The sequence below is a fragment of the Bacillus sp. GW823-FHT06B01 genome (assembly GCF_058952315.1).
On the sequence record NZ_JBXAHR010000004.1, the window covers coordinates 187,296 to 205,566 of the forward strand.

The 18,271-nt window shown below is 38.0% G+C and carries 21 protein-coding genes; 20 read left to right on the forward strand and 1 reads right to left on the reverse strand.

Annotation, left to right across the window (positions count from 1 at the left end; all coding sequences use genetic code 11):
• The first annotated feature begins 47 nt into the window (after positions 1-47).
• From rpiB to AC1Q8N_RS19550, 17 genes are all read left to right on the forward strand, one after another.
• Positions 48-491: a ribose 5-phosphate isomerase B gene (gene rpiB, locus AC1Q8N_RS19470; RefSeq protein WP_000869917.1), complete on the forward strand. Its 444-nt coding sequence runs from the start codon at positions 48-50 to the stop codon at positions 489-491.
• Positions 492-512: 21 nt separating this feature from the next.
• Positions 513-1,130, forward strand: coding sequence for a TIGR01440 family protein (locus AC1Q8N_RS19475; protein ID WP_095205689.1), 618 nt, complete (start codon positions 513-515; stop codon positions 1,128-1,130).
• Positions 1,131-1,383: 253 nt separating this feature from the next.
• Positions 1,384-2,625, forward strand: coding sequence for a serine hydroxymethyltransferase (gene glyA / locus AC1Q8N_RS19480; protein ID WP_116443103.1), 1,242 nt, complete (start codon positions 1,384-1,386; stop codon positions 2,623-2,625).
• 271 nt (positions 2,626-2,896) lie between these two features.
• Positions 2,897-3,526: a uracil phosphoribosyltransferase gene (gene upp, locus AC1Q8N_RS19485; RefSeq protein WP_000517539.1), complete on the forward strand. Its 630-nt coding sequence runs from the start codon at positions 2,897-2,899 to the stop codon at positions 3,524-3,526.
• 372 nt (positions 3,527-3,898) lie between these two features.
• Positions 3,899-4,012, forward strand: coding sequence for a DUF4024 domain-containing protein (locus AC1Q8N_RS19490; RefSeq protein ID WP_048542683.1), 114 nt, complete (start codon positions 3,899-3,901; stop codon positions 4,010-4,012).
• 26 nt (positions 4,013-4,038) lie between these two features.
• The gene (locus AC1Q8N_RS19495) at positions 4,039-4,263 is read left to right on the forward strand and encodes an AtpZ/AtpI family protein (protein ID WP_001171220.1); all 225 of its coding nucleotides are present in this window, start codon (positions 4,039-4,041) and stop codon (positions 4,261-4,263) included.
• The gene (locus tag AC1Q8N_RS19500) at positions 4,263-4,655 is read left to right on the forward strand and encodes an ATP synthase subunit I (RefSeq protein ID WP_000567600.1); all 393 of its coding nucleotides are present in this window, start codon (positions 4,263-4,265) and stop codon (positions 4,653-4,655) included. Before AC1Q8N_RS19495 ends, AC1Q8N_RS19500 begins: the two co-directional genes overlap by 1 nt.
• A gap of 7 nt (positions 4,656-4,662) precedes the next feature.
• Positions 4,663-5,382 carry a F0F1 ATP synthase subunit A gene (atpB, locus tag AC1Q8N_RS19505; RefSeq protein WP_048542682.1) on the forward strand — a complete coding sequence of 240 codons (720 nt, stop codon included), beginning with the start codon at positions 4,663-4,665 and terminating at the stop codon, positions 5,380-5,382.
• A gap of 56 nt (positions 5,383-5,438) precedes the next feature.
• A complete protein-coding gene (gene atpE, locus AC1Q8N_RS19510; RefSeq protein ID WP_000052064.1) occupies positions 5,439-5,657 on the forward strand; it encodes a F0F1 ATP synthase subunit C in 219 nt (72 codons plus the stop codon).
• Between the two features lie 129 nt (positions 5,658-5,786).
• The gene (gene atpF, locus AC1Q8N_RS19515; protein WP_001142625.1) at positions 5,787-6,293 is read left to right on the forward strand and encodes a F0F1 ATP synthase subunit B; all 507 of its coding nucleotides are present in this window, start codon (positions 5,787-5,789) and stop codon (positions 6,291-6,293) included.
• Positions 6,290-6,832 carry a F0F1 ATP synthase subunit delta gene (gene atpH / locus AC1Q8N_RS19520; protein ID WP_000064683.1) on the forward strand — a complete coding sequence of 181 codons (543 nt, stop codon included), beginning with the start codon at positions 6,290-6,292 and terminating at the stop codon, positions 6,830-6,832. Before atpF ends, atpH begins: the two co-directional genes overlap by 4 nt.
• Before the next feature lie 11 nt (positions 6,833-6,843).
• Positions 6,844-8,352 carry a F0F1 ATP synthase subunit alpha gene (gene atpA, locus AC1Q8N_RS19525; RefSeq protein WP_493521324.1) on the forward strand — a complete coding sequence of 503 codons (1,509 nt, stop codon included), beginning with the start codon at positions 6,844-6,846 and terminating at the stop codon, positions 8,350-8,352.
• A 412-nt stretch (positions 8,353-8,764) separates the two neighbouring features.
• Positions 8,765-9,625, forward strand: coding sequence for a F0F1 ATP synthase subunit gamma (atpG, locus tag AC1Q8N_RS19530; protein WP_000157696.1), 861 nt, complete (start codon positions 8,765-8,767; stop codon positions 9,623-9,625).
• A gap of 119 nt (positions 9,626-9,744) precedes the next feature.
• Entirely contained in the window at positions 9,745-11,154 is a 1,410-nt protein-coding gene (gene atpD, locus AC1Q8N_RS19535; RefSeq protein ID WP_048542681.1) for a F0F1 ATP synthase subunit beta, read from the forward strand.
• 20 nt (positions 11,155-11,174) lie between these two features.
• Positions 11,175-11,576 (forward strand): F0F1 ATP synthase subunit epsilon, encoded by a 402-nt coding sequence (gene atpC / locus AC1Q8N_RS19540; RefSeq protein WP_000847206.1) that lies wholly within the window; start codon positions 11,175-11,177, stop codon positions 11,574-11,576.
• 130 nt (positions 11,577-11,706) lie between these two features.
• Positions 11,707-12,489, forward strand: coding sequence for a DUF975 family protein (locus AC1Q8N_RS19545; protein WP_000578786.1), 783 nt, complete (start codon positions 11,707-11,709; stop codon positions 12,487-12,489).
• Between the two features lie 47 nt (positions 12,490-12,536).
• A complete protein-coding gene (locus tag AC1Q8N_RS19550; protein WP_048542679.1) occupies positions 12,537-13,190 on the forward strand; it encodes a DUF975 family protein in 654 nt (217 codons plus the stop codon).
• Positions 13,191-13,206: 16 nt separating this feature from the next.
• Here AC1Q8N_RS19550 and AC1Q8N_RS19555 read toward each other — a convergent pair whose 3' ends face one another.
• Positions 13,207-15,936: a putative bifunctional diguanylate cyclase/phosphodiesterase gene (locus AC1Q8N_RS19555; RefSeq protein ID WP_493521325.1), complete on the reverse strand. Its 2,730-nt coding sequence runs from the start codon at positions 15,934-15,936 to the stop codon at positions 13,207-13,209.
• Between the two features lie 289 nt (positions 15,937-16,225).
• On the opposite strand from AC1Q8N_RS19555, the gene nuoA reads away from it, so the two are divergent.
• Genes nuoA through AC1Q8N_RS19570 form a run of 3 tightly spaced genes read left to right on the forward strand, consistent with a single transcriptional unit; the run spans position 16,226 to position 18,269 of the window.
• Positions 16,226-16,594 (forward strand): NADH-quinone oxidoreductase subunit NuoA, encoded by a 369-nt coding sequence (gene nuoA, locus AC1Q8N_RS19560; RefSeq protein ID WP_000179270.1) that lies wholly within the window; start codon positions 16,226-16,228, stop codon positions 16,592-16,594.
• Positions 16,585-17,103 (forward strand): NADH-quinone oxidoreductase subunit NuoB, encoded by a 519-nt coding sequence (gene nuoB / locus AC1Q8N_RS19565; RefSeq protein WP_000236331.1) that lies wholly within the window; start codon positions 16,585-16,587, stop codon positions 17,101-17,103. The genes nuoA and nuoB overlap by 10 nt, the downstream gene beginning before the upstream one ends.
• Positions 17,100-18,269, forward strand: a complete 1,170-nt coding sequence (locus tag AC1Q8N_RS19570; RefSeq protein ID WP_493521326.1) for an NADH-quinone oxidoreductase subunit C — start codon at positions 17,100-17,102, stop codon at positions 18,267-18,269. Before nuoB ends, AC1Q8N_RS19570 begins: the two co-directional genes overlap by 4 nt.
• Positions 18,270-18,271: the final 2 nt, after the last annotated feature.

Consider the following 18,271-nt stretch of genomic DNA (forward strand, 5'->3'; position numbering starts at 1 on the left):
ACGAGTGAGAAATGAAGATAATTGATTGAAACTTTGGAGGGGTAAAAATGAAAGTAGTAGTAGCATCTGATCACGGCGGTATGAATATCCGTAAAGAACTTGTAAGTTTATTAGAAGAGTTAAATATTGAATATATTGATTTAGGTTGTGAATGTGAAGCTGGTTCTGTTGATTACCCTGATTTTGCGTTTCCAGCAGCGGAAATGGTAGCGAATGGCGAAGTAGATCGTGGTATTTTAGTTTGTGGGACAGGCATCGGTATGTCAATTGCAGCAAACAAAGTAAATGGTATTCGTTGTGCATTAGTTCATGATACTTTCAGTGCGAAAGCAACGAGAGAGCATAATGATACGAACATGTTAGCAATGGGCGAGCGTGTAATTGGTGCAGGTCTAGCACGTGACATCGCAAAAATTTGGTTAACAACTGACTATGAAGGTGGTCGTCACGAAAACCGCGTAGGAAAAATTAAAACATACGAAACAAAGTAATAGATTCTAACTAGAAGTAGTATGAAATATAATTTGGTGAACCAACCTGTGAAAGGAAGAGGCGTAATGACAGAAATCGTAAAGGTAAGAGAACAGTTACAAATTTCGCTTGCTGATTTCCAAGAACAAGCTTCATTACAAAGTGGACAAATTTTTGTAGTGGGGTGTAGCACGAGCGAAGTGCTAGGAGAAAGAATTGGGACATCAGGAACGATGGAAGTAGCAGAGGCGATTTTTTCTGAGTTAAAACAATTTCAAGAACAAACAGGTATTGAGTTGGCGTTTCAATGTTGTGAGCATTTAAACCGTGCTTTAGTAGTTGAGAGAGAGTTGGCGATGAAATATCAATTTGAAATTGTAACAGTTACGCCTGTTAGATCAGCAGGTGGTGCATTAGCAACATATGCGTATCACAATTTGAAAGATCCGGTAGTAATTGAGTTTATTAAAGCAGATGCAGGAATGGATATTGGTGATACATTTATCGGTATGCATTTAAAGCATGTAGCTGTTCCGGTTCGTACAGGTGTGAAGGAAATTGGAAGTGCGCATGTAACGATGGCAACGACACGTGGAAAACTAATTGGTGGAGCACGTGCTGTTTATGCGGCGAAGGAAGAGACTATAACTTGCCGTTAGACATGAAAAATTATAAAGTCGCATAATAGCTTTATATCGAAAGATAAAAGGTATGTAGTCTGACTTTATAATAGAAGAAAGAAAAGACCGATTTTCGGTCTTTTTTTTCTTTTATGATATAGAAAGTCATGTTAGAATGTAGTTGAAAACATGAAGGTTCGAAAGAATTACAACCTGAATTTTCGTTTTTTCTGAATAAATGAGAAAAAACTATTGGGAATCGATGTAATTCGTTCAGAAAAGGGGGATTTTGGTGGATCATTTAAAACGTCAAGATGAAAAGGTATTTGCTGCAATTGAGGCAGAACTAGGAAGACAGCGTTCAAAGATTGAGTTAATTGCTTCGGAAAACTTCGTAAGTGAAGCAGTAATGGAGGCGCAAGGTTCTGTTTTAACGAATAAGTATGCTGAGGGATATCCTGGAAAACGTTACTATGGTGGCTGTGAGCACGTAGACGTAGTGGAAGATATCGCACGTGATCGCGCGAAAGAAATTTTTGGCGCAGAGCATGTAAATGTTCAACCGCATTCTGGTGCACAAGCGAACATGGCAGTATACTTCACGATTTTAGAGCAAGGCGATACAGTACTTGGTATGAATTTATCTCATGGTGGTCACTTAACACACGGAAGCCCTGTTAACTTCAGTGGAGTACAATATAATTTCGTAGAATATGGCGTGGATGCTGAGTCTCACCGTATTAATTACGATGATGTATTAGCAAAAGCGAAAGAACATAAACCAAAATTAATCGTTGCAGGTGCAAGTGCATATCCTCGTGTTATCGATTTCAAACGATTCCGTGAGATTGCAGATGAAGTGGGTGCATACTTTATGGTTGATATGGCACATATTGCTGGTTTAGTAGCTGCTGGTTTACATCCAAACCCAGTACCACATGCACATTTCGTTACAACGACAACACATAAAACATTACGTGGTCCACGTGGTGGTATGATTTTATGTGAAGAGCAATTTGCAAAACAAATTGATAAATCAATCTTCCCTGGTATTCAAGGTGGTCCACTTATGCACGTAATCGCTGCAAAAGCTGTTGCATTTGGTGAGACACTACAAGATGATTTTAAAACATATGCACAAAATATCATTAATAATGCGAATCGCTTAGCTGAAGGTCTTCAAAAAGAAGGACTTACACTTGTTTCTGGTGGAACAGACAATCATTTAATCCTGATTGATGTTCGTAACTTAGAAATCACAGGTAAAGTAGCAGAGCACGTGTTAGATGAAGTTGGTATTACAGTGAACAAAAATACAATTCCATTTGAAACAGCAAGCCCATTTGTAACAAGCGGTGTACGTATCGGTACGGCAGCTGTAACATCTCGTGGTTTCGGTTTAGAAGAAATGGATGAAATTGCGTCACTTATTGCTTACACATTAAAAAATCATGAAAATGAAGCTGCATTAGAAGAAGCAAGTAAGCGTGTAGAAGTGTTAACGAGCAAATTCCCAATGTACACAGACCTATAATAGATTAAAGAAGACTGCTGAGACGTAATTGTTTTGGCAGTTTTTTTTTGGACATATATTGTTCTTTAAGTATGTATACAAATGATGAATAAATTTTGGCGATATAATGAAGGATACAGCTCCCATAATTGGTAAAGATACTAGATAGATTCATCGTAAAATCATGATTTTGCCAAATTTGCCCTTGAATATTAGTAGCGTTTTCTTTACAATCGTAAATAGTGTAAAAAAGCGTGCAAACGCATGAATATCATCTAAAGGAGAGATTCACATGGGAAAACTGTATGTATTTGATCACCCGTTAATTCAACATAAGATTACATATATTCGCGATAAGAATACAGGTACGAAAGATTTTCGTGAATTAGTGGACGAAGTAGCAAGTTTAATGGCTTTCGAAATTACTCGCGATCTTCCACTTAAAGACATTGAAATTGAAACACCTGTAAGCAAAGCGACAACAAAAGTGATCGCTGGTAAAAAGCTTGGTTTAATTCCGATTTTACGTGCAGGTTTAGGAATGGTTGATGGAATTCTGAAATTAATTCCAGCAGCAAAAGTAGGACACGTTGGTTTATACCGTGACCCTAAAACATTACAACCGGTAGAATACTATGTGAAACTTCCAACGGATGTAGAAGAACGTGACTTTATCGTACTAGATCCGATGCTAGCAACAGGTGGTTCTGCAGCTGAAGCAATTAACTCTCTGAAAAAGCGCGGTGCAAAACAAATTAAATTAATGTGTATCGTTGCAGCTCCAGAAGGAGTAAAAGTAGTACAAGAAGAACATCCTGATGTTGATATTTATGTAGCAGCATTAGATGAGAAATTAAATGATCACGGATATGTAGTACCAGGTCTTGGTGATGCTGGTGACCGTTTATTCGGAACGAAGTAAGACAACTGACGAGAGGGGATTCCCCTCTCGTTTTTTTGTACTCTGATGAGGTAGGGGAGGGGGGATAAATATACATAGTATATACAACATAAGTTGAATACACACCACATATAATGTAGAAGTCTTACGTCTAAAGAGCACTATATTATGGAAGGAAAGCGTTATATCTTAAAAATATAATAGTGACAAACTTGTGAACATTTCCTTCTATTATAATGAGAAAACTGCTAGAAATTGCATATCTCTAACCAGTATTTAGAAGGGGAACGTTTTCATTTTTGGGAGGAAATGACTAATACTCAAATTTTTTGATTTTTTACGATTTCTCGTTGACACTGTTAATACCCTATTGTATGCTAACAACGGGGATAGATGGTAGGGCTTTCAGTGACAAAAATACATCTATTCCGTGACGAAAATGTAAACTTTTTAATTTGTATAGGATTTATGCAAAAAAATGAGTTATTATTAACACATCGTGAATGAGGGTTACATATTGGAGGGATGAATCCTTGCAAAAAAACGATCGCAGCCATATAAAAGCTTATGCTTTAATGTCAGGTATTCTTGCTCAGTTAGTCGGTTCTATTCTTATTGGAATCTTTGGTGGGCAGTGGATTGATAGTAAGGTTGGAACGTTTCCATTGTTTCTTATTATAGGGTTATTACTCGGATTAGGAACAGGGATATACGCAATGATTCGACTCATTCGACATTACTATTCGGGAGAGCAATGATGATAGACGTACATGGACTTGTCCAAAGACAAAAGAAATATATGTACTACTTGCTTGCGCTTCTAGTGCTAGGATGGGGATTCACCTCTTACAAGGATGTATTTCTTGGGCTGATTATCGGAACGATTTTCAGTTTTCTTAGTTTGCGCATCATTGCACGTAGAACAGACAAGCTGTTGGATCGCGTAACAAATGGAGAAAACGTGAAGTTTAAGGCGACAGCGGTAAGTACATATTCGAGATTCGCCACGATTGGATTATTAATTTTATTTGCAGCCAAATATCAAGAGTTAATCGCGATGTGGGGCCTAGGTGTAGGATTGCTGACAGGATACCTTGTCATGATCATAGATTTTCTTTATTTAGAGTATAAGAGCAGGGAAGAGAGGTGAATTACTAGTGGAACACGGTAAATTAGTTAAATTTCTAGGTTTAACGTTCGATTTGTCATCAGTTATGATGGTTACTGTAGCAGCAGTTATAGTTTTCTTAATCGCTGTTATCGGAACTCGCAGTTTAGCCCTTCGCCCAACCGGGATGCAAAACTTCATGGAATGGGTGTTTGACTTCGTGAAAGGGATTATCAATAGTACGATGGACTGGAAAACAGGTGGGCGTTTCTTAACGCTTGGCGTTACGCTTATCATGTTTATCATCGTATCGAACTTCCTTGGTTTACCATTCATGTATTCAACAGTTGAGGCTGGCGAACATATTGCATGGTGGAGATCACCAACGTCTGATCCAGCAGTTACATTAACATTAGCCGTGATGGTAGTTACCCTCACCCATTATTATGGAATTAAGATGAAGGGTACGAAAGAATACGTAAAAGGTTATTTCCAACCTATGAAATTCTTATTCCCATTAAAGGTTATTGAGGAGTTTGCTAACACATTAACGTTAGGTCTTCGTTTATTCGGTAACATTTATGCAGGTGAGATCTTATTAGGATTACTTGCTAAGTTAGGTGGGGCATCATTCCTTGGAGCATTAGGTGCGCTTGTACCAATGTTAGCATGGATGGGATTCAGTGTATTCGTTGGATCAATCCAGTCATTTATTTTCGTTATGTTAACGATGGTTTATATGGCTCATAAAGTAAGCCATGACCATTAATATAATTTAAGTAAGAAAAAATTTATTTTTTTATAATACAAAGGAGGACAAATTAAATGAGTTTAGGTGTAATCGCAGCTGCAATTGCAATTGGTTTATCAGCATTAGGTGCAGGTATTGGTAACGGTCTTATCGTATCACGTACAATCGAAGGTGTTGCTCGTCAACCAGAATTAAAAGGCGCGCTTCAAACAATTATGTTCATCGGGGTTGCTTTAGTTGAGGCACTTCCAATCATCGGTGTAGTTATTGCATTCATCGTAATGAACAAATAAGGGAGACTCCCCTTACATAGATGGCGAAGAGTGTTTTTCCGAACTTTCTTCGCCATTGCTTTATGAACGAAACGTATGTCTTTTTTTTTCATATGATCAATTTAGATATTTTGAAGGGAGTGAATCCTTGTGCCAACTTTATTATTAGGGGCTTCCATTCCATTTGGAACGATTGCTTATACATTGTTCATTTTCTTACTTCTATTAGTAATGCTACGCAAATTCGCGTGGGGCCCTTTAATGGGAATTATGAAAGAACGTGAAGAGCATGTTACTAATGAAATCGACGCTGCAGAAAGAAGTAACGCTGAAGCGAAGAAATTAGTAGAAGAACAACGTGAAATGTTAAAACAATCGCGTGTTGAAGCACAAGAGTTAATCGAAAGAGCGAAAAAACAAGCTGTAGATCAAAAAGATGTTATTGTTGCTGCTGCGAAAGAAGAAGCAGAATCAATTAAAGCATCTGCTGTACAAGAAATTCAACGCGAAAAAGAGCAAGCGATTGCTGCTTTACAAGAACAAGTCGCTTCTTTATCTGTTCAAATTGCTTCTAAAGTAATTGAAAAAGAGTTAAAAGAAGAAGATCAAGTTAAGTTAATTCGCGATTATATTAAAGAAGTAGGAGAAGCGCGATGAGCAATGGGATTGTAGCAAAACGTTATGCTGTCGCTCTTTTTAAAATTGCAAAAGAAAAACACGTATTAGAAATGTTTGAAGAGGAATTACGCCTTGTACAAAACGTTTATGTAAAGAACGGAGAACTACATAGCTTTTTAACGCAACCGAACATTTCAAAAGAGCAGAAGAAAACGTTTCTTGCGAACGTATTCGGATCTGTTTCTGAATCTATTTTAAATACGTTATATATTTTAATTGATAACAAACGCATTGATATCTTACCTGAAATTGCAGATGAATATGTTGTTCTTGCTAATGAAGAACGTAACGTAGCCGACGCAACTGTATATTCTACTCGTCTTCTATCAGAAGAAGAGAAGCTTAACATTGCAGAAGCATTTGCAAAGAGAACGGGAAAAGATGCAATTCGCGTAAAAAATGTTGTAGATGAAGATTTACTAGGCGGCATTAAAGTACGTATTGGAAATCGCATTTACGACGGAAGCTTGCAAGGAAAATTAGCACGTATTCAGCGTGAATTAATGAAGAATAGATAGGGGTGAAGCACATGAGCATCAGAGCTGAAGAAATTAGCGCACTGATAAAGCAACAAATCGAGAACTATCAGTCTGAAATCGAAGTTAGTGATGTTGGTACAGTTATCCAAGTTGGTGACGGTATTGCGCGTGCTCATGGTCTTGATAACGTTATGGCTGGTGAACTTGTAGAGTTCTCTAACGGCGTTATGGGACTAGCACAAAACTTAGAGGAAAACAACGTAGGTATCATTATTTTAGGACCTTACACAGAAATTCGTGAAGGTGACGAAGTTCGTCGTACTGGTCGCATCATGCAAGTACCAGTAGGAAAAGAACTAATCGGTCGTGTTGTAAACCCATTAGGTCAATCAGTTGATGGTTTAGGCCCAATCAATACAACAAACACTCGTCCAATCGAAAGTCCAGCACCAGGTGTAATGGATCGTAAATCTGTTCATGAGCCACTTCAAACAGGTATTAAAGCGATCGATGCTCTTGTACCAATTGGCCGTGGTCAACGTGAGTTAATCATTGGTGACCGTCAAACAGGTAAAACAGCAGTTGCACTTGATACAATCATTAACCAAAAAGATGAAGATATGATTTGTATCTATGTAGCTATCGGACAAAAAGAATCAACTGTACGTAACGTAGTAGAAACACTACGTAAGCACGGTGCATTAGATTACACAATCGTTGTAACTGCATCAGCTTCTCAACCAGCTCCATTATTATACTTAGCTGCTTATGCTGGTGTAACAATGGGTGAAGAGTTCATGTACAATGGTAAACACGTATTAGTAGTATATGATGACTTATCAAAACAAGCAGCGGCTTACCGTGAGCTTTCATTACTATTACGTCGTCCTCCAGGTCGTGAAGCATATCCAGGGGATGTATTCTACTTACATTCTCGCTTATTAGAGCGTGCAGCAAAATTAAGTGATGCAAGAGGCGGCGGTTCTTTAACTGCACTACCTTTCATCGAAACACAAGCAGGGGACGTATCAGCTTACATCCCAACAAACGTAATTTCTATTACGGACGGACAAATCTTCTTACAATCTGACCTATTCTTCTCTGGCGTACGTCCAGCGATCGATGCGGGTACTTCTGTATCTCGTGTAGGTGGATCTGCTCAGATTAAAGCAATGAGTAAAGTATCAGGTACACTTCGTCTTGACCTTGCATCTTACCGTGAGTTAGAAGCGTTCGCTCAGTTCGGTTCTGATCTTGATAAAGCAACTCAAGCGAAACTAAACCGTGGTGCTCGTACTGTTGAGGTATTAAAACAAGGATTACACAAACCATTACGTGTAGAGAAACAAGTTATCATTCTTTACGCTTTAACACGTGGATTCCTAGATGATATCCCAGTAGTAGATATCACTCGTTTCGAAGAAGAATTCCATGCTTGGTTAGATTCTAATGCGACTGACTTATTAGAAGAAATCCGCACAACTAAGAAACTTGCGGATGACGACAAATTTGCAGCAGCTATTAATGGATTTAAAAAAGTATTCGTAGCTTCTGAATAATAATTGAAAGTGAAGTCGACTGTTCAGCCCCATCGGCTAAGGTTCTTTCCCACAAAAGGTGCTTTCTACCTTTTGGTGGGGAAGGTTCTTAGACGAAAGGGGCTAGGAGATGGAACTAGATAAATAAAAGCGGAAGCGGCTCGTCCTGAATGTGAGGGGGGTGGAGCTTCTGACGAAGAGGCGGTCTTTGCCTCGTAGGAAGAAGTGAAGCCACCGAACATTCAAGCCGCTGGAGCTAGATAATATATAAAAGGCATCTCAAGTTTTGAGATTGCTGACGGTTATGTAAAGGAAAAGAGTAGGTGCACCTATTCTTTTCCTTCAATCATGAGCAAGAATATCTTGCAACGTAGATTAGGAAGAGAATTCTTACTAATCGTGCCAACTTCCGGAAAAAAGGTGGTGAAAACCTGTGGCATCTTTACGCGATATAAAAGCGAAGATTAACTCGACAAAGAAAACGAGTCAAATTACGAAAGCGATGGAGATGGTATCTGCATCTAAGTTAAACCGTGCAGAGCAAAATGCTAAATCTTTCGTTCCGTATATGGAAAAGATTCAAGAAGTAGTAGCGAGCATTGCGCAAGGAAGTAAAGGAATTAATCATCCGATGCTAAATGCGCGTCCTGTAAAGCGTACAGGGTACATCGTTATTACATCTGATCGCGGACTAGCAGGTGGTTATAACAGTAACGTATTACGTACAGTAAGTAACGTAATTCGTGAACGTCATAATATGGATTCAAACCAATATTCAATTATTGTGCTTGGCCGACTAGGACGTGATTATTTAAAACGTCGCGGCTTTAATATCATTGATGAAGTAGTTGGACTATCTGACCACCCATCATTTACTGATATTAAAGATCTTGCTTCTCGAGCAATTGCGATGTTTGCAGATGGTGCTTATGATGAGCTGTATATTTACTACAACCATTACGTAAGTAAAATTTCACAAGAAGTAACGGAAAATAAAATTTTACCGCTTACTGATGTGGCGTCTGACAAACCGACGACAGCTTATGAATTCGAACCTTCTGAAGAAGAAATTTTAAAAGTACTATTGCCACAATACGCAGAAAGCTTAGTGTACGGTGCATTACTAGACGGTAAAGCAAGTGAACACGCAGCGCGTATGACAGCAATGAAGAGTGCTACAGACAACGCAATGGAAGTTATCGATTCACTTACACTTTCATTCAACCGTGCGCGTCAGGCAGCGATTACGCAAGAAATTACGGAAATCGTTGGTGGAGCAGCAGCGTTAGAGTAGTAATAAAAAGCGTAGGCGGCTCTTTCAAAAGAGTCGCGTAAGCTATAAACCAATAAAAAATGAAAAGCTAACTGCTCGTAGAAAGTTGGCTAATTAAAAGAAAGCTAGGAGGGAACCCGATGAATAAAGGGCGCGTTACGCAAATCATGGGTCCGGTTGTAGACGTTAAGTTTGATGGCGGAAAGCTACCAGAAATCTACAACGCCCTTACGGTAAAACAAAGCAACGAAAACGGAGCAAGCATTAACTTAACATTTGAAGTTGCACTTCATTTAGGTGATGATACAGTTCGTACAGTTGCAATGTCTTCCACAGACGGACTTGTTCGTGGCACAGAAGTAGAAGATACTGGTAAAGCAATCTCTGTACCAGTTGGTGATGTAACACTTGGTCGCGTATTTAACGTATTAGGTGATGCAATTGACTTAGATGGTGAAGTTCCTGCGGATGTCCGTCGTGATCCAATTCACCGTCAAGCACCTGCATTCGAAGAATTATCTACTAAAGTAGAAATTCTTGAAACTGGTATTAAAGTAGTAGACTTACTTGCTCCTTACATTAAGGGTGGTAAGATCGGTCTATTCGGTGGTGCCGGTGTAGGTAAAACTGTATTAATTCAGGAATTAATTAACAACATCGCACAAGAACACGGTGGTATCTCTGTATTCGCTGGTGTAGGTGAGCGTACTCGTGAGGGTAACGATTTATACCACGAAATGAGCGATTCTGGCGTAATTAAGAAAACTGCGATGGTATTCGGACAAATGAATGAGCCACCTGGAGCACGTCAACGTGTTGCATTAACAGGTTTAACAATGGCTGAACATTTCCGTGATGAGCAAGGACAAGACGTACTATTGTTCATCGATAATATCTTCCGTTTCACGCAAGCAGGTTCTGAAGTATCTGCCCTTCTTGGTCGTATGCCATCTGCGGTAGGTTACCAACCGACACTTGCAACAGAAATGGGTCAATTACAAGAGCGTATTACATCTACAAATAAAGGGTCTATTACGTCTATCCAAGCGGTATATGTACCAGCCGATGACTATACGGATCCAGCACCAGCTACAACGTTCGCTCACTTAGATGCAACAACAAACTTAGAGCGTCGTTTAACACAAATGGGTATTTACCCAGCCGTAGATCCATTAGCATCTACATCTCGTGCACTTTCTCCAGAAATCGTAGGAGAAGAGCATTATGAAGTAGCTCGTCAAGTACAGCAAACTTTACAGCGTTATAAAGAGCTTCAAGATATCATCGCTATCTTAGGTATGGATGAGTTATCTGAAGAAGATAAGTTAGTTGTACATCGTGCTCGTCGTATTCAATTCTTCTTATCTCAAAACTTCCACGTAGCTGAGCAGTTTACAGGTCAAAAAGGTTCTTACGTACCTGTAAAAAATACAGTTAGCGGATTTAAAGAAATTCTAGAAGGAAAATATGATGACCTTCCAGAAGATGCATTCCGTCTTGTAGGTGGTATTGAAGAAGTTATTGAAAACGCGAAGAAAATGATGGCGTAAGGCCTTAGGAGGGACGAATTATGAAGACATTTCCAGTCAGTATTGTAACTCCTGATGGACCGGTTTACGAAAAAGAAGTAGAAATGGTAAGCGTAAAAGCAGAGAGTGGGGAAATGGGGATCTTACCAGGTCACATTCCAACTGTTGCACCATTAAAAATTAGTGCAGTTCGTCTGAAACATGGTGGACACACTGATTATGTAGCAGTAAGCGGTGGCTTTATCGAAGTTCGTCCAGATAAAGTAACTGTATTATCATCATCTGCTGAAGAAGCAAACCATATCGATATCCATCGTGCAAATGAAGCGAAGCGTCGCGCTGAGCAACGTATGCAAGATAAACAAGCACATGTTGACTTTAGACGTGCAGAAATGGCATTACAACGTGCTGTGAACCGTTTAAACGTTTCCGACATGAAATAAAAAATCCGTAAAGGCTTTGCCTTTACGGATTTTTTTATGTAGTTCATGGATAATTTTACAAAAATGGTATAATTATATTGATGCTTGTATAAGTAGAGAATGTACAACAATTTATAAAGGGGATGAAGAAATGATCGGTGAAATGAAACGAGAAGCGTTGCACTCTTTAAAGGGAAAATGGGGGCTAGGTGTTGGATCAACGATTTTATATTTTATTTTAAGTTATGTTGTTTCAATGGCTGCAATGCTTATAATGTTAATTCCAGGAATTATTATATTTTTCTTAGTTGTTAGCTTAACTGGATCAGTTGAAGAGGAAACGATGTCAATCGGAGCAGGTATTACATTTGGTATTTTTTATTGCATCATAATAATTTTGAGTAACGCATCGTATGGAATTACATCATACGGTTATACAAATGTATTTTTACAGATTAGTAAACGGGAAGGTGCTAAAGTAGATCACTTATTCGAAGGATTTCGTGGCTTTAAAAGAATGATGAAAACGATGTGGGCAATGCTTGCGATTTTATTATATACAGGTACATGGATTCCAATGTTGCTAGTAGCCTTATTCGCATTTTTCGGTGAAGAAGGAAATACGTCGTTTACTATCGCTTTCTTTGTACTATTAGCTATTTCAATCGTTGTTATGATTGTGATGTATTTTTCTTATGCGATGACGTACTATGTAATGATTGAAAATCCAGAGTATAGTGTGTCACGAGCAATGAAAGAAAGTAAGCATCTTATGAAGGGACATAAGTTAGATTTGTTTCTTTTATGGCTTAGTTTTATAGGATGGGGTATTTTAGCGATTCTTACACTCGGAATAGGATTTCTTTGGCTTAGTCCGTATATGAGTACAACGACAGCGCATTTTTATCGCTATCTTTCAAAAGATGAATTGTAGTAGGAACATGCTATACTAATAGAGTTATTACGTATAGGAGGAACAATATGATTAGTGATTTAAAAGGAGAAGCGCTAGATTCATTAGAAGGGAAATGGGGATTAGCTGTCGGGGCAACATTACTGATTTCGATTCTTATTTCAGCTTTTAGTTTTAGTATTGATTTCATTTTCTTTCAATTTTGGGATTGGAAAGAAGTAAATAACTCACTTTCAGTAGACGTTATTACAATATTGATGGTAGGTCCATTAACGCTAGGTGGTTATCATTTAGCACTACATATCATTCGTGAAAAAGAAGCGAGTATTGGGCATATATTCAGATGGTTTACAGAAGGAAGTAAGTTTATAAAGTCATTTTTATTATATATAGTAGTGAACATTTATATTTTCTTATGGTTTTTATTATTTATTATTCCAGGCATTATTAAATCATTTTCTTATGCGATGACGTACTTTATAATAAATGATCATCCTGAGTATTCCATAAATCAAGCTATTACAGAAAGTCGTCGTATGATGAATGGACATAAGATGGAGTATTTCATTTTATGTTTAAGCTTTATTGGTTGGTTTATATTAAGTTGTATTACGTTAGGGATTGGATTCCTATGGCTAATTCCATATTTTTATACGACGTCAGCAGCTTTTTATGAAGAAATTGCAGAGGAGTATTACGAGAAAACAATTCCGACACTATAAAAACACCCAGTATGAGCTATTGGTTCATACTGGGTGTTTTTTGTAGAAATTTTATAAATTGATGACTAGTAAGTGGTTTACTGAAATAGTAACCTTGCATATATTTACAGTTGTTCTTTTGTAGAAACTTAAGTTGTTTTTCTGTTTCAATTCCTTCAGCAACGACAGAGAGGTTTAAAGTATTTGCAAGGGAAAGGATAGTGGAAACGATAGCTCGTTCCTCAGGCCGATGATCGGCTAGTTGTGTAAATTCTCTCGGTACTTTTAACGTATCGATAGGGAAAATTGATAAATAAGCGAGAGAGGAATAGCCGGTACCGAAGTCATCAATGGACGTTTGAATACCATATTCCTTTAATTGTTTTAGTCTTGATAATGTTTCTTTTTCGTTGATCATTGCAATTCGTTCTGTTAGCTCAAGTGTTACATGCTTTGGATCGACTTTAATGTCTGTTAGTATTTGTGAAATGTTCTTGATTAAATAATCTTGCTGGAACTCCTTTGCTGATAAGTTCACACTTATTTTTAAATCTGTGTAGCCGAAAGTATGCCATATTTTTAACTGGCGACAAGATTCTTTTAATACCCAATGACCGAGTGGAATAACCTGCGGAGTCTCCTCTACAATTGGAATGAACTCACATGGTGGAATGTCACCTAGGAGTGGATGTTTCCAGCGTATTAATGCTTCAGCACCAATAACTTTTTTCGTCGTAATATCAATTTGTGGTTGATAAACGAGATAAAATTCTTCATTTACTAAAGCGAGTGGTAAATCTTTTTCAATTCGAGCTTTTCGTTCCATTTTTTTATACAATTCTTTCGTGTACAGAGAGCTACCATTTTTTCCTTTGTTTTTTGCTTCGTACATGGCCATATCAGCATGCTGTAAAATGGACAATGGATCTTCACCTGCTTCAGGATATATTGCAATCCCGATGCTCGGTGAGATTTGTAAATGTTGACTTTCAATTTCGAATGGTTCGTTCATGGCTGCTACAATCGTATCAGCCATTTTTTTTACATCGGGTCTTTTTTTATAATTTTCGATAAGGATTGTGAACTCATCCCCAGCTAGCCGGGCGAGTTTCATATTTGGTGTCGATAGTCTTTCTAGTCTTTTTGCTACGGCAATTAATAGAAGGTCTCCTACCCTATGACCGAGGGTATCGTTAATAACTTTAAAGCGGTCTAGGTCGAGAAACATAACAGCAAAAGGCCTTTTTGATATTTCGGATCGAGCAATTGCTTGTTCTACATATTGATGAAATGCACGGCGATTTGCAAGCTCTGTTAAAGTATCATGATATGCTAGAAAATTAATTTGTTCTTGTTGATGTTTGCTTTCCGTAATATCTTTAATCATTAAATAAACACCAGAAATATGATCCTTTAAAAAGATAGGAACTGCTGTAACATGCAAGTAGTAAATATCCCTATTCTTATGATATGCCCGTACTTCTAAAGAAATAGATTTCCCCTTTTTTACCCGATGAAAGGCGCTAATGATTTCTTCCAAATCTTCTTCATACATAAGTGAATAGTAAGGTTGATTTAATAATTCATTCGTTTGATAACCGAGCAAAGTAGTACCAGCGTTATTCACTTTGAGAAAATTACCGTACAAATCTAAGGTGAAGATTGGATCTGGATGATGCTCATATAAAGATTTAAACATCTGTTGGTTATGATATAGTTCATTTTTTTGTTCTACTAAATCTTCTGTACGTAGTTCAATTTGTTTTTCGAGTTCCGAGTTGAATTGCATTTGAGCTAGTAATAATATTTTATTTTGTTTTCGAACTAAACTATGGCGTATGAGAACGAAGGAGAAAGTTATGATCAGCCCGATTACTACAATAGGTGCAAAAACATATTCAACTAGTATAAAAACAATAAGCATTACTACAGAAATATAAGGTAATGACAATCTGATCGATTCCCCAAGTTTAGGTGTTAATAGTACTTGCTCTTGTCTTTCGGGTTCTTTTGTATGCAGAATACAGGCGATTGCTACTAGTACTAAAGTTACTTGATAGAGAGGAGTAACTGTAAACATAGAATACTCGGGTATAAAGTATTTAATATAAGCATAAATCGCATCTGTAGTAGCATATAAAATTAAAGCACTGCCAAGAAGCGCACCAACTTTTTTGGATAATAAGGATAATGGCTTGAATAACAGATTGATTCCTATGAGAAGAAAGAGCAAATCGGCCATTGGATAGGTAAGTTGAACAAATATGTCGATATAGGATGTTGAAGAAACGTGAATGGTGCGTTCAATAAGTAAGTAGTAACTTAAAGTGAATTGTGCTGTAACAATAATACAAATATCACATATCATAAAAAGCTTTTCTAATAAATCGCGGTTATAGATGATTTCATATAGAAACGCAAATGCAAAGCTAATTAAAAAAAGTAAGTAAAAAAAATCGGACGGATCAACGAATGTATAATAGTCCTTTAAAATTAAACGTTGATAGGCAACGACCATATCACCAATGAAATAAGAGAGGGTTCCAACAGATAAAATGGTCCAAAATAAACGAGGTAACCCTTCTTTCCTATTTGAAAAATAAAGTATATAACTACAAGCGATAATATCAATGAATAAGGTACTCATTCCAATTAATATTTGAAAAGGAAATGAGTATTCATATAGAAAAGGCATTGCCACGTAATGAATCGCTATAGATAACAATATAATGCTTATAAGAATACTTACATGTGTTTGTTTTTTCATTTATCTCACCCACGGTATATACATATAAATTCCTCTTTTTATTTTTTATTGTTTCTTGAAACATATATATAATTTCTATACTTATTTTACACAGGTATAGCGAGTTATAAAAATAGATTTTAATAATTCTCGTTTCGGTCCCCAATATATCGACATAGGAATTTGAAGTTTGCTATAATGATTAAAATAGTTGCATTATTTAGAAAAATTTAAAAATAATAATTACTGCAACTAGGACATATTGTTTACTAAGTGAACTTGTTCTTAATTCAGGGGGGAGGGTTTCACAATGGCAAGTGTATATGAAAATAGTTATATGATCGTTTTGATTTTCTTGCTATTAGGTATATTGCTGCCGGTAGTGGCTCTTACATTAGGAAAGATGCTGCGTCCAAACAAACCAAGTGCAGCGAAAGCGACGACGTATGAGAGTGGGATTGAGCCTTTTCATGATGCAAATATTCGGTTTCATGCTCGTTATTATATTTTTGCTTTATTGTTTGTCATCTTTGATGTAGAAACTTTATTTTTATATCCATGGGCTGTTGCATATGACAAGCTCGGTTTATTTGCACTGATTGAAATGCTCATCTTTGTTGTAATGTTGCTAGTTGGATTAGCGTATGCTTGGAAAAAGAAGGTGTTACAATGGTTATAAATTTTGAGGAATTACATCCAAATGAGCGGGCGGAATTAGAACGAAATATCTTTTTTTCTACATTGGAGCAGTTAAAAGGATGGGCACGAAGCAATTCTTTATGGCCGATGACATTCGGACTGGCATGCTGTGCAATTGAAATGATGGGAGTAGGTTCATCACATTACGATTTAGATCGATTTGGGTCATTTTTTCGGACATCGCCAAGGCAATCGGACGTTATGATTGTGTCGGGAACAGTAACGAAGAAGATGGCTCCTATTGTTCGGCGTTTATATGATCAAATGCCCGAACCAAAATGGGTTATTGCAATGGGATCTTGTGCGACAGCAGGTGGCCCATATGTAAATTCGTACGCTGTTGTGAAAGGTGTGGATCAAATTGTACCAGTTGATGTGTATATTCCTGGTTGCCCACCCAATCCTGCTGCTTTAATTTATGGAATTAATAAATTGAAAGAAAAAATTCGTTACGAGGCAAAGACGGGAAAGCAGGTGACGAATAAATGAGTGATCCAAATAAAAATCTAGAGGATTTGAAAAGAGAAGCGGCTAGGCATGCGAAAGAAGAGGCGAGAAAGCGTCTCGTTGCGAAACATGATGCGGAAATAAGTAAACTTGAGGAAGAAAATCGAGAAAAAGAGAAAGCGCTACCAAAAAATGATGATATAACTGTGGAAGAAACAAAACGACGTGCAGCAGCAGCCGCGAAAGCAAAAGCGGCAGCGTTAGCAAAGCAAAAAAAAGAAGGAACAGAAGAGGTAACGGAAGAAGAAAGGGCCAAAGCGAAGGCGAAGGCGAAGGCAGCCGCAGCCGCGAAAGCAAAAGTGGCAGCATTAGCGAAGCAAAAAAGAGAAGGAATCGAAGAAGTAACGGAAGAAGAAAAGGCCAAAGCGAAAGCGAAGGCAGCCGCAGCGGCAAAAGCAAAAGTGGCAGCGTTAGCAAAGCAAAAAAAAGAAGGAACAGAAGAGGTAACGGAAGAAGAAAGGGCAAAAGCAAAGGCGAAGGCCGTGGCGGTAGCAAAGGCAAAAGCGGCGGCTTTAGCGAAGCAGAAGGCCTCGCAAGGTAATGAGGATTCAGAAGATGAAAAGGCGAAGGCAATTGCAGCAGCGAAGGCAAAAGCGGCAGCGGCAGCAAGGGCGAAGATAAGGGGCGCTGAAGGTAAAGCGGAAGAGGAGCCGAAGCAGGAAGAGCCATCCGTGAATCAGCCGTATTTAAATCAGTATGTTGAATTTATTAAGGGGGAAAAAGGCGAAGGTGCATTAGTAGATTCCTACATTAATAAACTTTCAAAAGACGTGCCAACTCTTGTTGTGGATCCCGCAAAATATTATGAAGTAATGGAGTTACTGCGATTTCATGAGGGACTTGCTTTTGATTATATGTCAGAGCTACATGCGACGGATTTTGTGACACATATGGAAGTGTATGTTCATTTATTTTCATATGGAAAGAAACAGTCAGTAGCGGTGAAGGTGAAGTTGGATAGGGAAGCACCAGAAGTAGAGTCGGTTGCAGCGCTTTGGAAAGGAGCGGACTGGCCAGAGCGAGAAGCGTATGATTTGCTCGGCATTGTATTTAAGGGACATCCGAATTTATCACGTATTTTAATGCCTGATGATTGGATAGGGTATCCGCTTCGGAAAGATTATGAACCGTATGATGTGGAGGTGTAGCT